The organism is Leisingera sp. SA32 (assembly GCF_056033425.1).
On sequence record NZ_JBVYHB010000008.1, the window covers coordinates 169227 to 182102 of the forward strand.

The window sequence follows — 12876 nt, forward strand, 5'->3', positions numbered from 1 at the left end:
CCAGAATTCTACGGAAAGACGGGCCGGAGCCCGCCCCACGGAAAATCGGGATTAGCCTTTGACCGCTTTCACGATCTTCTCGGCACCGTCGGACAGGTTGTCGGCGGCAATGACGTCGAGGCCGGAGTTGTTGATGATCTCCTTGCCCGCATCGACGTTGGTGCCTTCGAGGCGGACAACCAGCGGCACTTTCAGGCCGACTTCCTTGACCGCGGCGACCACGCCCTCGGCGATCACGTCGCAGCGCATGATGCCGCCGAAGATGTTCACCAGGATGCCTTTGACGTTGGGGTCGGAGGTGATGATCTTGAAGGCTTCGGTCACCTTCTCCTTGGTCGCACCACCGCCCACGTCGAGGAAGTTGGCAGGCTCGGCGCCATACAGCTTGATGATGTCCATGGTGGCCATCGCCAGGCCCGCGCCGTTCACCATGCAGCCGATCTCACCGTCGAGCGCGATGTAGTTCAGGTCGTACTTGGAGGCTTCGAGTTCCTTGGGGTCTTCCTCGGTGGTGTCGCGCAGTTCGGCGATGTCGGCGTGGCGGTAGACCGCGTTGCCGTCAAAGCCCACCTTGGCGTCCAGCACCTTCAGGTTGTTGTCGTCCGCCACGATCAGCGGGTTGATCTCCAGCATTTCCATGTCCTTCTCGACGAAGGCTTTGTAGAGCTGGCCCATCAGTTTGACGCACTGCTTGATCTGCGCGCCCTCGAGGCCGAGCGAGAAGGCGATGCGGCGGCCGTGGTAGGGCTGGTAGCCGGTGGCCGGATCAACGGAGAAGGACAGGATCTTCTCGGGGGTGGCTTCGGCCACTTCCTCGATGTCCATGCCGCCCTCGGTCGAGCAGACAAAGGAGATGCGCGAGGTCTGGCGGTCCACCAGCAGCGCCAGGTACAGCTCGGTTTTGATGCCGGAACCGGCCTCGATGTAGATGCGGTTCACCTGCTTGCCGGCCGGGCCGGTCTGATGGGTGACGAGGGTGCGGCCCAGCATCTTCTTGGCTTCTTCGGCGGCTTCTTCCACCGATTTGGTCAGGCGCACGCCGCCTTTTTCGCCGGCATCAGCCTGCTTGAAGGAGCCCTTGCCGCGGCCGCCCGCGTGGATCTGGGCTTTGACGACCCAGAGGGGCCCGTCCAGTTCACCGGCTGCGGTCTTGGCCTCTTCTGCCTTCAGCACCACGCGCCCGTCGGACACTGGCGCGCCATAGCTGCGAAGAAGGGCTTTGGCCTGATATTCGTGGATGTTCATGTGAAACGGTCCCGTCTGGCTGCAATTGTCTGTCGATTTATAGGCCGTCATAGCGCCAAGTGTTAAAGGCTTTTTTGACACAAAGCGGGGAAATGTCGAAGATTTTCTGCTTTTGTGATCACAGGTTTTGAGGGTGTGATCACAAACTCACGATGCGGCGGCGTCCGTGATTCGATGCGTTGCGCGCAGCGGTCAGATGTTACCGCAAGACATTAAAACGCCATGGCATGCGGGGATGCGGTGGTCCGAAAGTGAAACGGGCCCGCCAATGGCGGGCCCGAAACGAAGCTGATTGTGCGCAGGTTTAGGCCAGCGAGTTGTCGATGCCTTTGCAAGCGTCAACCAAGCCTTTGACGGCGCTGACCGAGCTGTCGAACATGGACTGTTCTTCCGCGGTCAGCTGAATGTTGACGATCTTTTCGATGCCACCGGCGCCGATCACGGTGGGCACGCCCACATACATGCCTTTGACGCCCAGCTCGCCGTCGCAATAGGCGGCGCAGGGCAGCACGCGCTTCTGGTCCTTGAGGAAGGCTTCGGCCATCTCGATCGCCGCGGTGGCGGGCGCGTAGAAGGCGGAGCCGGTCTTCAGCAGGCCGACGATCTCGGCGCCGCCGTCACGGGTGCGCTGCACGATCGCATCGAGTTTCTCCTGGCTGGTCCAGCCCATCTTGACCAGGTCGGGCAGCGGGATGCCGGCCACGGTGGAGTAGCGCACCGACGGCACCATGGTGTCGCCGTGGCCGCCCAGCACGAAGGCGGTGACGTCTTTCATGGAGACGTTGAATTCCTCGGCCAGGAAGTGGCGGAAGCGGGCGGAATCCAGCACGCCGGCCATGCCGCAGACCTTGTTGTGCGGCAGGCCGGAGAATTCGCGCAGCGCCCAGACCATCGCGTCCAGCGGGTTGGTGATGCAGATGACAAAGGCGTTCGGCGCGTGGTCGCGGATGCCTTCGCCGACGGATTTCATCACCTTTAGGTTGATGCCCAGCAGGTCATCGCGGCTCATGCCGGGCTTGCGTGGCACACCTGCGGTGACGATGCAGACATCGGCGCCGGCGATGTCCTCATAGGACTGGGTGCCCTTGAGGGAAGCGTCGAAGCCTTCGGAAGGACCGGATTCTGCGATGTCCAGCGCCTTGCCTTCGGGGGTGCCTTCGGCAATGTCGAACAGAACGACGTCGCCCAGTTCCTTGAGAGCTGCGAGATGTGCGAGGGTGCCGCCGATCTGACCTGCGCCGATGAGGGCGATTTTGGGTCGTGCCATTGGGAAAAGTCTCCGGTCCGGTTGAAATTTCCTGATGCCTACGTCCAATCGGGGTTTGGTGCAAGTGTTCTGCGCTGCGGCAAGGTGTGCGGTATACTTGCGTATGCCGAAAATTCGCGGCAAGTGCGATTTGAAAACAAGGGTTTCAGGGAGGGCAGGCCGGTGCTGGACGTGACGATATTCGCCTTTGCGGTGCCGGCGGTGCTGTTCGCGGGCGTGTCCAAAAGCGGATTTGGATCGGGTGCGGCCTTCGCCTCGGCCACGATTCTGGCGCTGGTGCTGGAGCCGGGCACGGCGCTGGCTCTCATGCTGCCGCTGCTGATGCTGGTCGATCTGGCGTCGCTCAAACCCTATTGGGGGCGCTGGAATCTGCGCGCGGCGCTACTGCTGATTGCCGGTGGGCTGCCCGGCGTCGCGCTGGGGGCGTGGCTCTATACCTCCGTGGACGCCGATGTGATGCGGGTGCTGATCGGCGCGGTGTCCGTGGGGTTTGTGCTGTGGCAGCTGCGCGGCAGGCTGGGCTGGCCGGTGGCCGCGGCCCGCCCGCTGGGACGGGTCGCGGGCGCCTTGGCCGGGCTAGTGGTCGGGTTTACCAGTTTCGTCAGCCATGCAGGTGGGCCACCGGCAGCGGTTTACCTGCTCAGCCTCAGGCTGCGAAAGACCGAGTATCAGGCCAGTACCGTGCTGGTCTTCTGGGCGATCAACCTAGCCAAGGCGGTGCCCTATGCGGGGCTGGGGCTGTTCACCCGCGAGACCCTGTTGATGGATCTGATGCTGGCCCCCTTTGCGCTGCTAGGCGCCTTCCTGGGGGTTTGGCTGCATCACCGGATGCCGGAGCGCTGGTTCTTCGCGCTGACCTATGTGCTGCTGACGGTGACCGGCACCAAGCTAATCTGGAATGGGCTGGCCTGACAGCAAGGTCAGGCACAGCCCGTTGCGGCTTCCCCGGCCACAAGAACGGTGCGCTGGCGAATTGACCTAGCGCGGCAAGCGGGTCAGGCGTCGTCGCCGGGCTGAGGCAGCGCCTCCGCCAATGTCTCATAAGCTTGGCCAGAGGCCACGAGGCAGGTCATCCCGTTGGGGGTGGTCACGATGATCGTCCAGCTGCCGGTCTCTCCGGAAACGAAGGTCTCCATCACGATGCCCTGTTGTCCCATGCCGATGTTCTGGCGGCTTTCGCCATATTTTTCTGCCAGCCGTTTCACAACCATGTCGCGCGGCGCGCATTTGCGGCTTTGCGCGGTGGCCTGTGCGGTTGTCAGCGTCAGCGCGGCGAGGGCTGCTGGCAGTGCAAAGAATATTTGTTTCATCCTGTTTTACCCTTTCCGGAACGGCTGGACAGGGCAGGGGCCGGAAGGCAGCCCCCGGCATCCCTGCGCGGGCCGGTGAGTGACGTTGTTGTAGATGCAGACCCCGTGCCTGCGGGCATCAGCTGCGGCCGGTGAGGGCGGCGATTTTCTGTGCCTTGGTGACATTCACTGTGCCGGACAGGTGCTGATAAGTGGTTAACCCGGCGAGCGCCAAAAATTCACGATATTTTACAGTATCTTGAGGGGATTTGGCAGATGTGGTTGCTGCGCTGCGGCAGAATTTCACTTGAAAGGTTGAAACCGAATCTATAGCCGTTTGCGCAACAAAATAACTTTTGGAGACCCGCCATGGATGCTCGCACCCGCCCTTACCGATCGGTTCTGTACATTCCCGGCTCCAAGCCGCGGGCGCTGGAAAAGGCGCGGGGCTTGCCGGTGGATGCGGTGATCTTTGATCTGGAGGATGCGGTGTCGCCAGAGGAAAAAGACAAAGCTCGCGCCTGTCTGGCAGAGGCGCTCACGGCGGATGGCTATGGCGCGCGGATGAAGATCGTGCGGATCAACGGGCTCGACACGGCATGGGGCCGGGCGGATGCCGGAGCGGCGGCGCAGATGAACTGCGATGCGATTCTTCTGCCCAAGGTGAACGACCCTGCGGATCTGGACGCGCTGGCTGCGATCACCGGCGATGTGCCCCTGTGGGCGATGATGGAGACCCCGCGCGGTATGCTGAACGCGGCGGCGATTGCGGGGCATCCCAAATTGCAGGGTATGGTGATGGGCACCAATGACTTGGCCAAGGAGCTGCGATGCCGCTTCCGCGCGGACCGATTGCCGATGATGGCAGGGCTGGGCCTGTGCCTGCTGGCCGCCAAGGCCGAAGACGTGGTGATTGTCGATGGCGTCTACAACGCCTTCAAGGATGCCGAGGGGCTGGCGGCGGAATGTGAACAGGGTCGCGACATGGGTTTTGATGGCAAGACGTTGATCCACCCCGCGCAGGTGGAGGTCGCGAATGCGGCCTTTGCGCCCTCAGAGGGAGAAATCGACCTGGCAAGGCGTCAGATCGCGGCCTTTGAGGCGGCAGAGGCCGAAGGTCAGGGGGTGGCCGTTGTGGATGGCAAGATCGTCGAGAACCTGCATGTGGCCACGGCGCGCGAAATTCTGGCAAAAGCGGATGCAATCGCTGCGCTTTCCGCATAGGTGTTAATCAAATTAACATCTGAGGGAGGCCGCAATGGCGTTACTGATCCTGGGACTATTGCTATGGTGGGGGGCGCATCTGTTCAAGCGGCTGGCCCCGGATATGCGCGCATCGCTGGGCAGCAAGGGGCGCCCACTGGTGGCGCTGGCGCTGCTGTTGTCGATCGTGCTGATGGTAATCGGCTACCGCAGTGCCGAATATTACGACATCGCCGCGGTGCCACCGATGCTGCGCCACATCAACAACCTGCTGGTGCTGATCGCCATCTTCCTGATGAGCCCGGCGCCAAAAAAGGGCGCGCTGCTGCATGGTATGCGGCATCCGATGCTGGCGGGGTTCAAGCTGTGGGCGCTGGCGCATCTGCTGGTGAACTGGGATCTGGCGTCGTTTGTGCTGTTCGGCGGTCTGCTGGCCTGGGCGGTGGTTGAGGTGATCGTTATCAACCGCAGAGAGCCTGAGTGGCAGCCCGGCCCCAAGGGCACATGGGCCAAGGACGGCATGTTCCTGGCGGGGTCGATTGTGCTGCTGGGCGTGATTGGCTACGTGCACGGGATGATCGGGCCATCGCCCTTTGGAGGATAACCGCATGAAACTTTATCGATTTCTATCTGAGGACGACACATCTGCCTTTTGCCACAAGGTGACCGATGCGCTGAACAAGGGCTGGGAGCTGCATGGCAGCCCGACCCAGACCTTTGATCCCGTGAAGGGGATCATGCGCTGCGGTCAGGCGGTGGTGAAGGTCGTCGACGGAACCTACACCCCTGAGACCAAACTGGGAGAACACTGATGGCCAAGACCAACCCGGGCCGCTTTTTCGAGGATTACACTGTCGGCGAGGTGATCGCCCACGCGGTGCCGCGCACGGTGTCGGGCGGTGAGCGGGCGCTGTATCATGCGCTGTATCCCGCGCGGCATGCGCTGTATTCCTCGGATGAGTTCGCGCGCGGGGTTGGTCTGCCGTCGGCGCCGCTGGATGATCTGGCGGCGTTTCATCTGGTGTTCGGCAAAACGGTGCCGGACATCAGTCTGAACGCGCTGGCAAACCTCGGCTACGGCGAGGGGCGCTGGCTGCGGCCGGTCTATCCCGGTGATACACTGCGGGCAGAATCCGAGGTGATCGGGCTGAAGCAGAACTCCAGCGGCAAATCCGGCGTGGTCTATGTGCGCACCCGTGGGTTGAACCAGCGCGGCGACTGCGTGCTGGAATATGTGCGCTGGGTGATGGTGCGCAAAGGCGACCTGGAGGCGCCGGCACCTGAGACCGTAATCCCGGAGCTGAGCAAGGTGATCCCGGCGGACCAGCTGGTGATCCCGGCGGGGCTGGATTTCAGCAATTATGATTTCACGCTGGCCGGTGAGCCGCACAGCTGGGGCGACTACACGGTGGGTGAGCGGATCGACCATGTCGACGGCGTCACCGTTGAGGAAGCCGAACATATGCTGGCCACCCGCCTGTGGCAGAACACCGCCAAGGTTCATTTCGACACGACGGCGCGGCCTGATGGCACGCGTCTGATCTATGGCGGGCATGTGATCTCCTTGGCGCGGGCGCTGAGCTTCAATGGCTTGGCCAATGCGCAGATGATCGTGGGTTTGAACGGCGGTGCGCATGCCAATCCGTGCCTCTCGGGCATGACGGTGCGGGCCTGGTCCGAGGTGTTGGACAAGGCCGAGACCGCGGCACCCGGCGTTGGTGCAATCCGCCTGCGGCTGGTGGCGACCAAGGGCGGCGCGCCGTTTGAATTAAAAGGCGCCGACGGAAAATATTTGCCGGATGTGCTGCTGGATCTGGATTACTGGGCCTTGATGCCGCTGTGAGGTCGGCAGGGGGCGCTGCCCCCTCGCAGGCGCGGCCTGCTCACCCCCGGAGCATTTTCGCTCAGAAAGAGACACCAGAAAAGGCGTGACCCGCCGCGGCGGTGGCGGTTAGGCTGGGGTATGCGGGTTTTGCAGCTGGTGGTTTTGGTACTGGGTCTCAGCGGGCCGCTGCGGGCGGCGGCCTGCGATTTGGCGTTGGTGTTGGCGGTGGATGTCTCCGGGTCGGTGGATGCTGACGAATACCGGGTGCAGATGGACGGGCTGGCGGCGGGCCTGCGCGATGGTGTGGTCTCCGAGGCGCTGGTGCGGGCGCGGGCGCAGGTGTTGCTGATGCAGTGGTCCGGTCGCTCGCGGCAGGAGGTCACGCTGGACTGGGTGCAGATCCGCAGCTTTGCAGAGGTCGAGGTGCTGGCGCAGCGGATTGAGGTGGCTCCGCGCCCCTGGCGCAATTATTCCACCGCGGTTGGCGAGGCGTTGTTTCTGGCGCTGGAGCAGTTCGATGCGGTGCCGGACTGCAGCCGCCGGGTGATCGACATTTCCGGCGACGGTTATTCCAACGAGGGCGTGGAGCCGCGCGCGGCGCATGGCGCGTTGGCGGCAGCGGGGGTCACGGTGAACGCCATTGCCATCGAGCAGAGCGAACCGGGGCTTACGGCCTATTTTTTTGAAAACGTGATCCGGGGTGAGGGGGCGTTTGTGGTCACAGCTGCCAGCTTTGCCGATTATCCGGCGCGGATCCGCAAGAAGCTGGTGCGCGAGGTGGCCCGGCAGACCGCGGCGTTGGGGCCGGGGGACGGCAGCAGCGGGGCAGCTTTGCAGTGATTTGCAATTTGGCACCTGATTCTGCAAAGAATATCCAAACCCTTGTTTTGTGATCACTAAATATTTTGTGTGATCACAACTCGTGGTCTTTTCGCGCCACCGACACGATTTCCGGCGTGTTTTAATCCTTCCTTCGGGTGACATGCCGTGAAAATCGGCTAAAACGTCGTCAGCCAACCGGAAAGGAGCCAACATGGCCGATGTCAATCGGGGCAACCGCCCGCTTTCGCCATTCATGATCGGGCCATACTACCGGCCCCAGATGACCTCCATGTCGTCGATCATGGTCCGTATTACCGCCCTTGCGGCCCTGACCCTTGCCGTGCTGGTGGTGTGGTGGCTGCTGGCCGCCGCTACATCCGAAACCGCCTTTGCCTTTATCGACGGGCTGCTGCGCAGCTGGTTGGGCGATCTGGTGCTGCTGGGCGGCGCATGGGCGCTTTGGTATCACATGCTGGGCCGTCTGCGTCACGTGATCTGGGACTTCGGCTACTGCCTGGAGGTGTCTGTTTCGGAGAAGATGGGCTGGGGCATGTTCATCGGCGCCACGGTGCTGGCGGTTTTGACCGTGCTGGTTGTGTAAAAAAGGGGCTTCACATGCAATTTTTGACGGACCGCAAGCGCGCTCAAGGCCTGGGAGCTGGGGGCACCGGCACCCATCACCATTGGCAGATGATTGTCAGCTCTATCCTGCTGGTGCCGCTGGTGCCGCTGTTCATCTTTGTCTTTGGTAGCGCGCTGGGCGGCAGCCACGCCGAGGTGTTGGCCTATTTCAGCCGTCCCTTCCCGGCGATCGTCCTGGGCCTGAGCTTGGTGGTGATCCTGTTGCACCTGCTGCGCGAGGCGCAGGAGGCAATTGAAGATTACGTGCATGGGGTGGCGCAAAAGCTGGCCCTGGTGGCGGTGTCGGCCTTTGCCTACACGCTGATTGCGGCGGGTCTTTTTGCCCTCGTGAAACTCGCCCTCTGATATATGCGCGGTAAGGAACAGAAACGATGACAGCAGCATATGAATATGAAACCCACGACTATGATGTCGTGGTGGTGGGCGCCGGCGGCGCCGGTCTGCGGGCGACGCTGGGCATGGCCGAGCAGGGCCTGCGCACCGCCTGTGTGACCAAGGTTTTCCCGACCCGCTCGCACACGGTGGCGGCACAGGGCGGCATCGCCGCCTCGCTGTCCAACATGGGACCGGACCACTGGCAGTGGCACATGTATGACACGGTGAAGGGCTCCGACTGGCTGGGCGACACCGACGCGATGGAGTACCTGGCGCGCGAAGCCCCCAAGGCGGTATATGAGCTGGAGCACTATGGCGTGCCGTTCAGCCGGACCGAAGAAGGCAAGATCTATCAGCGCCCCTTTGGTGGTCACACCACCGAATTCGGCGAAGGCCCGGCGGTGCAGCGCACCTGCGCTGCCGCTGACCGGACCGGCCATGCGATCCTGCACACGCTGTATGGACAGTCGCTGAAGAACAACGCCGAGTTCTATATTGAATATTTCGCCATCGACCTGATCATGTCCGAGGACGGGCAGTGCCAAGGTGTAGTCTGCTGGAAGCTCGATGATGGCACCATGCATGTCTTCAACGCCAAGATGGTCGTGCTGGCAACGGGCGGCTATGGCCGTGCATATTTCTCGGCCACCTCGGCGCATACCTGCACCGGCGACGGCGGCGGTATGGTGGCGCGCGCAGGTCTCGCGTTGCAGGACATGGAGTTCGTGCAGTTCCACCCGACCGGCATCTACGGGTCCGGCTGCCTGATTACCGAGGGCGCGCGCGGCGAAGGTGGTTACCTGACCAACTCCGAAGGCGAACGCTTCATGGAGCGCTACGCGCCGCAGTACAAGGATCTGGCACCGCGCGACTATGTCAGCCGTTCGATGACCATGGAAATCCGCGAAGGCCGCGGCGTGGGCGAGCATGGCGACCACATTCACCTGAATCTGAACCACCTGCCCGCCGAAGCGCTGGCAGAGCGGCTGCCGGGGATTTCGGAGAGCGCCAAGATCTTCGCCGGTGTTGACGTGACCAAGGAGCCGATCCCGGTTCTGCCCACCGTGCATTACAACATGGGCGGCATTCCGACCAACTATTGGGGCGAGGTGCTGAACCCGACCGAGGATGATCCGACCGCCGTGGTGCCCGGCCTGATGGCTGTGGGCGAGGCGGGCTGTGCCTCGGTGCATGGCGCGAACCGTCTTGGCTCCAACTCGCTGATCGACCTGGTGGTGTTCGGCCGTGCCTCTGCGATCCGCGCGGGCAAGGTTGTGGACGCAGATGCGCCCAACCCGGTGCTGAACAAGGCGTCGGTGGACAAGGCATTTGATCGTTTCGACAGTCTGCGCAACGCCAAGGGTGGCATCCCGACCGCCGATCTGCGGCTGGAAATGCAGCGCACCATGCAGGCCGATGCGGCGGTGTTCCGCACCGACAAGACTTTGAAAGAAGGCGTCGAGAAGATGACCAGCATCGCCGCCAAGCTGGATGATCTGCACGTGACCGACCGGTCTCTGGTGTGGAACTCCGACCTGATGGAGACGCTGGAGCTGACCAACCTGATGCCCAACGCCTTGGCCACCATTGTCGGCGCCGAGGCGCGCAAGGAAAGCCGTGGCGCCCACGCGCATGAGGATTACGCCGAGCGCGACGACGAGAACTGGCGGGTGCATACCGTGTCCCGTGTCGAAGGCACCAATGTCGAGCTGAGCTTCCGTCCGGTGGTCACCGATCCGCTGACCACCGAAGACGAAGGCGGCATCAGCCTCAAGAAAATCGCGCCCAAGGCGCGGACGTTCTAAGGAGACAGATCATGGTTCAATTCAGCCTCCCGAAGAACTCCAAGGTGGTTACCGGCAAAACCTGGCCCAAGCCGGACGGTGCCACCAATGTGCGAAAGTTCAAGATCTATCGCTGGAATCCGGATGACGGGAAAAACCCGCAGGTCGACACCTATTTTCTGGACATGGACAAATGCGGTCCGATGATCCTGGACGCGCTGATCAAGATCAAGAACGAGATTGATCCGACGCTCACCTTCCGCCGCTCCTGCCGCGAAGGGATTTGCGGGTCCTGCGCGATGAACATCGATGGCATCAACACGCTGGCCTGTATCTACGGGCTGGATGAGGTGAAGGGCGATGTCACGATCTATCCGCTTCCGCATATGCCGGTGGTCAAGGATCTTATTCCCGATCTGACCCATTTCTATGCGCAGCACGCGTCGATCATGCCTTGGCTGGAAACCAAGACCAACCGCCCGGCAAAAGAGTGGAAGCAGTCGATAGAGGACCGCAAGAAGCTGGACGGCCTGTATGAGTGCGTGATGTGCGCCTCCTGCTCGACCGCCTGCCCGAGCTACTGGTGGAACGGCGACCGTTATCTTGGCCCGGCAGCCCTGCTGCACGCCTACCGCTGGATCATCGACAGCCGCGACGAGGCGACGCCGGAACGGCTGGACCAGCTGGAAGACCCGTTCAAGCTGTACCGCTGCCACACCATCATGAACTGTGCAAAAACTTGCCCCAAGGGTCTGAACCCGGCCAAGGCGATCTCGCACATCAAGAAGATGATGGTAGAACGCACCGTGTGAACCGGCATGCGGGGCGCGAGGTTCCGCCGTCGGCCGAAGGTGAGATTTGCATGGCCCCCGGTTTCCTGCGAAACCGGGGGCATGTTTTTTGCAGCGTCAACAGGCGGAGGACCGCAATGCGGTTTCGGATCCTGACCCCGTCCCGAACCTCGACCCGGACCCGGACCCGGACCCTGACAGCGCTTGGCGCCGTGGCGGCGCTGTCGGGCTGCATGTCGGCGGCGGACAACGACAACCTGGGCGCACAGCTGGCGGCCTCGGATGCGCGGCTGCCCGGCTGCGCCGCAGAGGCAGGCGTGACCGGCGGTTACAGGGTCTGGACCGAAGTGATCGGCCACGGGCCGGGCACAACGGTGCTGCGCGAAGTGCGCCCCGGCCCGACGCTGCGTGCCGATCAGGCCGCGCAGATGACGGCCTGCCTGAACGCCTAGGCGGTGGCCTGTGGCCCGGGGTGGGTGGGCAATATGCGGTTGAGTGACGGCGCAGGCCGCCCTAACCTGCGGTCATGCAACCTGTTTTTTCCGCCATGCTTCTTGCCGGTCTTGCTGGTCTGGCAATGCCGCTCGGAGGGTTCCTTGCCACGCGCGAGCATATCCGCAGCCCGGCGCTGCGCGACGAGGTGCTGCATCTGATCGCAGCCTTCGGCGGCGGCGCGCTGGTCTCGGCCGTGGCGCTGGTACTGGTGCCGGAAGCTGCGAAGGCGCTGCCTGCGCTGTTGGCGGTGGCACTGTTCGTGGCAGGCGGTGCGGTGTTCTTCGCGGTGGATGTGATGCTACAGCGGCGCGGCGGCAGCGGTGCCTTGCTGCTGGCAATGCTGCTGGATTACGTGCCGGAGGCGATGGCACTGGGGGCGATGCTGGTGGCGGATGCCGCAACCGCGCGGCTGCTGGCGCTGATGATCTTTCTGCAAAACCTGCCCGAAGGTTTTGCCGCTTTTCGCGAGATTCGCCGGGATTCCCCGCCGCAGGGCGACAGCCCGGCTTGGCATGTCTTGCTGGTGTTTCTGGGCCTCGCGGCGCTGGGGCCGCTGTGTGCGCTGGCGGGTATGTTCTGGCTGGCTGAAGCGCCGGGGCTGCTGGGCGGCATCATGATCTTTGCCGCGGGTGGCATCCTGTATCTGTTGTTTCAGGACATTGCCCCCAAGGCGCACTCCGATCGCCAAGCCCTGCCTGCGCTGGGTGCGGTTGCGGGCTTTGCACTGGGGCTGGCAGGCGAGATGCTGATCGCCTGACGGCTGCCGCAAGGCGATGCATGTCAGGTATGACGGCGCGAGGCAGGCTTGAGCTGTGGGTGAACAGCGCCTAGACAGGCGGCATGCCCGTACTTCTTCTGCTCTTGCTGGCCGGCGTGCTGGCCTATTTCCTGTGGCGCCGCCGCAGCACCAGCCTGACCCGCAACTGCCGCTGGCGACAGCAGCGTGCGCAGGCCCAGTGGCGCTGCCTCTATTGTGGCGCGGTGCAGGAGGGCGAGGCAGCGCCTGTGATCTGCCGCAATCCGAAGCGCCGCCCCTGAACGGTGATCTCCCGCGCCCGCAGGCGCCCCGGCTGCGCCGGAGCACCTTCCGTGCGGCCTTGGGGGGGGGGGGGGGGGGGGGGGGGGGGGGGGGGGGGGA

16 protein-coding genes are annotated in these 12876 nt (G+C 63.2%); 13 read left to right on the forward strand and 3 right to left on the reverse strand.

The window, feature by feature from the left end:
• Window positions 1-51: 51 nt before the first annotated feature.
• Window positions 52-1245 (reverse strand): ADP-forming succinate--CoA ligase subunit beta, encoded by a 1194-nt coding sequence (sucC, locus tag AC0IPL_RS13490; protein ID WP_474275035.1) that lies wholly within the window; start codon window positions 1243-1245, stop codon window positions 52-54.
• Between the two features lie 304 nt (window positions 1246-1549).
• Window positions 1550-2512: a malate dehydrogenase gene (gene mdh, locus AC0IPL_RS13495; RefSeq protein WP_474275036.1), complete on the reverse strand. Its 963-nt coding sequence runs from the start codon at window positions 2510-2512 to the stop codon at window positions 1550-1552.
• A gap of 162 nt (window positions 2513-2674) precedes the next feature.
• Here mdh and AC0IPL_RS13500 point away from each other — a divergent pair, with 162 nt between their 5' ends.
• The gene (locus tag AC0IPL_RS13500; RefSeq protein ID WP_474275037.1) at window positions 2675-3424 is read left to right on the forward strand and encodes a sulfite exporter TauE/SafE family protein; all 750 of its coding nucleotides are present in this window, start codon (window positions 2675-2677) and stop codon (window positions 3422-3424) included.
• Window positions 3425-3507: 83 nt separating this feature from the next.
• Here the strand turns inward: AC0IPL_RS13500 and AC0IPL_RS13505 are convergent, their stop codons facing one another.
• Entirely contained in the window at window positions 3508-3822 is a 315-nt protein-coding gene (locus tag AC0IPL_RS13505; RefSeq protein WP_474275038.1) for a hypothetical protein, read from the reverse strand.
• 348 nt (window positions 3823-4170) lie between these two features.
• Here AC0IPL_RS13505 and AC0IPL_RS13510 point away from each other — a divergent pair, with 348 nt between their 5' ends.
• From AC0IPL_RS13510 to AC0IPL_RS13565, 12 genes are all read left to right on the forward strand, one after another.
• Window positions 4171-5025, forward strand: coding sequence for an HpcH/HpaI aldolase/citrate lyase family protein (locus AC0IPL_RS13510; protein ID WP_474275039.1), 855 nt, complete (start codon window positions 4171-4173; stop codon window positions 5023-5025).
• Between the two features lie 34 nt (window positions 5026-5059).
• The gene (locus AC0IPL_RS13515; protein ID WP_474275040.1) at window positions 5060-5608 is read left to right on the forward strand and encodes an NnrU family protein; all 549 of its coding nucleotides are present in this window, start codon (window positions 5060-5062) and stop codon (window positions 5606-5608) included.
• Window positions 5609-5612: 4 nt separating this feature from the next.
• Window positions 5613-5816, forward strand: coding sequence for a DUF1737 domain-containing protein (locus AC0IPL_RS13520; RefSeq protein WP_474275041.1), 204 nt, complete (start codon window positions 5613-5615; stop codon window positions 5814-5816).
• A complete protein-coding gene (locus AC0IPL_RS13525) occupies window positions 5816-6847 on the forward strand; it encodes a MaoC family dehydratase (protein ID WP_474275042.1) in 1032 nt (343 codons plus the stop codon). The genes AC0IPL_RS13520 and AC0IPL_RS13525 overlap by 1 nt, the downstream gene beginning before the upstream one ends.
• Window positions 6848-6967: 120 nt before the next feature.
• A complete protein-coding gene (locus tag AC0IPL_RS13530; protein ID WP_474275043.1) occupies window positions 6968-7669 on the forward strand; it encodes a DUF1194 domain-containing protein in 702 nt (233 codons plus the stop codon).
• 193 nt (window positions 7670-7862) lie between these two features.
• Window positions 7863-8252 (forward strand): succinate dehydrogenase, cytochrome b556 subunit, encoded by a 390-nt coding sequence (gene sdhC / locus AC0IPL_RS13535; protein WP_474275044.1) that lies wholly within the window; start codon window positions 7863-7865, stop codon window positions 8250-8252.
• Between the two features lie 14 nt (window positions 8253-8266).
• The gene (gene sdhD / locus AC0IPL_RS13540; RefSeq protein ID WP_474275045.1) at window positions 8267-8638 is read left to right on the forward strand and encodes a succinate dehydrogenase, hydrophobic membrane anchor protein; all 372 of its coding nucleotides are present in this window, start codon (window positions 8267-8269) and stop codon (window positions 8636-8638) included.
• 26 nt (window positions 8639-8664) lie between these two features.
• Complete coding sequence (gene sdhA, locus AC0IPL_RS13545) at window positions 8665-10473, forward strand: succinate dehydrogenase flavoprotein subunit (RefSeq protein ID WP_474275046.1); 1809 nt, start codon at window positions 8665-8667, stop codon at window positions 10471-10473.
• Between the two features lie 11 nt (window positions 10474-10484).
• Window positions 10485-11264: a succinate dehydrogenase iron-sulfur subunit gene (locus AC0IPL_RS13550; protein WP_474275047.1), complete on the forward strand. Its 780-nt coding sequence runs from the start codon at window positions 10485-10487 to the stop codon at window positions 11262-11264.
• A gap of 116 nt (window positions 11265-11380) precedes the next feature.
• Window positions 11381-11695, forward strand: coding sequence for a hypothetical protein (locus AC0IPL_RS13555; RefSeq protein WP_474275048.1), 315 nt, complete (start codon window positions 11381-11383; stop codon window positions 11693-11695).
• Window positions 11696-11820: 125 nt separating this feature from the next.
• Window positions 11821-12495, forward strand: coding sequence for a ZIP family metal transporter (locus AC0IPL_RS13560; protein ID WP_474275049.1), 675 nt, complete (start codon window positions 11821-11823; stop codon window positions 12493-12495).
• An 83-nt stretch (window positions 12496-12578) separates the two neighbouring features.
• The gene (locus tag AC0IPL_RS13565) at window positions 12579-12776 is read left to right on the forward strand and encodes a hypothetical protein (protein ID WP_474275050.1); all 198 of its coding nucleotides are present in this window, start codon (window positions 12579-12581) and stop codon (window positions 12774-12776) included.
• Window positions 12777-12876 lie beyond the last annotated feature (100 nt).

Excerpts from the sequence above, each read along its gene's own strand:
- AC0IPL_RS13505 (WP_474275038.1), bottom strand. The coding sequence starts at position 3,822 with ATGAAACAAATATTCTTTGCACTGCCAGCAGCCCTCGCCGCGCTGACG.
- AC0IPL_RS13560 (WP_474275049.1), top strand. The coding sequence starts at position 11,821 with ATGCCGCTCGGAGGGTTCCTTGCCACGCGCGAGCATATCCGCAGCCCG.
- mdh (WP_474275036.1), bottom strand. The coding sequence starts at position 2,512 with ATGGCACGACCCAAAATCGCCCTCATCGGCGCAGGTCAGATCGGCGGC.
- sdhD (WP_474275045.1), top strand. The coding sequence starts at position 8,267 with ATGCAATTTTTGACGGACCGCAAGCGCGCTCAAGGCCTGGGAGCTGGG.
- AC0IPL_RS13510 (WP_474275039.1), top strand. The coding sequence starts at position 4,171 with ATGGATGCTCGCACCCGCCCTTACCGATCGGTTCTGTACATTCCCGGC.
- sdhA (WP_474275046.1), top strand. The coding sequence starts at position 8,665 with ATGACAGCAGCATATGAATATGAAACCCACGACTATGATGTCGTGGTG.
- AC0IPL_RS13555 (WP_474275048.1), top strand. The coding sequence starts at position 11,381 with ATGCGGTTTCGGATCCTGACCCCGTCCCGAACCTCGACCCGGACCCGG.
- sdhC (WP_474275044.1), top strand. The coding sequence starts at position 7,863 with ATGGCCGATGTCAATCGGGGCAACCGCCCGCTTTCGCCATTCATGATC.
- AC0IPL_RS13550 (WP_474275047.1), top strand. The coding sequence starts at position 10,485 with ATGGTTCAATTCAGCCTCCCGAAGAACTCCAAGGTGGTTACCGGCAAA.
- AC0IPL_RS13565 (WP_474275050.1), top strand. The coding sequence starts at position 12,579 with ATGCCCGTACTTCTTCTGCTCTTGCTGGCCGGCGTGCTGGCCTATTTC.
- sucC (WP_474275035.1), bottom strand. The coding sequence starts at position 1,245 with ATGAACATCCACGAATATCAGGCCAAAGCCCTTCTTCGCAGCTATGGC.
- AC0IPL_RS13515 (WP_474275040.1), top strand. The coding sequence starts at position 5,060 with ATGGCGTTACTGATCCTGGGACTATTGCTATGGTGGGGGGCGCATCTG.
- AC0IPL_RS13530 (WP_474275043.1), top strand. The coding sequence starts at position 6,968 with ATGCGGGTTTTGCAGCTGGTGGTTTTGGTACTGGGTCTCAGCGGGCCG.
- AC0IPL_RS13520 (WP_474275041.1), top strand. The coding sequence starts at position 5,613 with ATGAAACTTTATCGATTTCTATCTGAGGACGACACATCTGCCTTTTGC.
- AC0IPL_RS13525 (WP_474275042.1), top strand. The coding sequence starts at position 5,816 with ATGGCCAAGACCAACCCGGGCCGCTTTTTCGAGGATTACACTGTCGGC.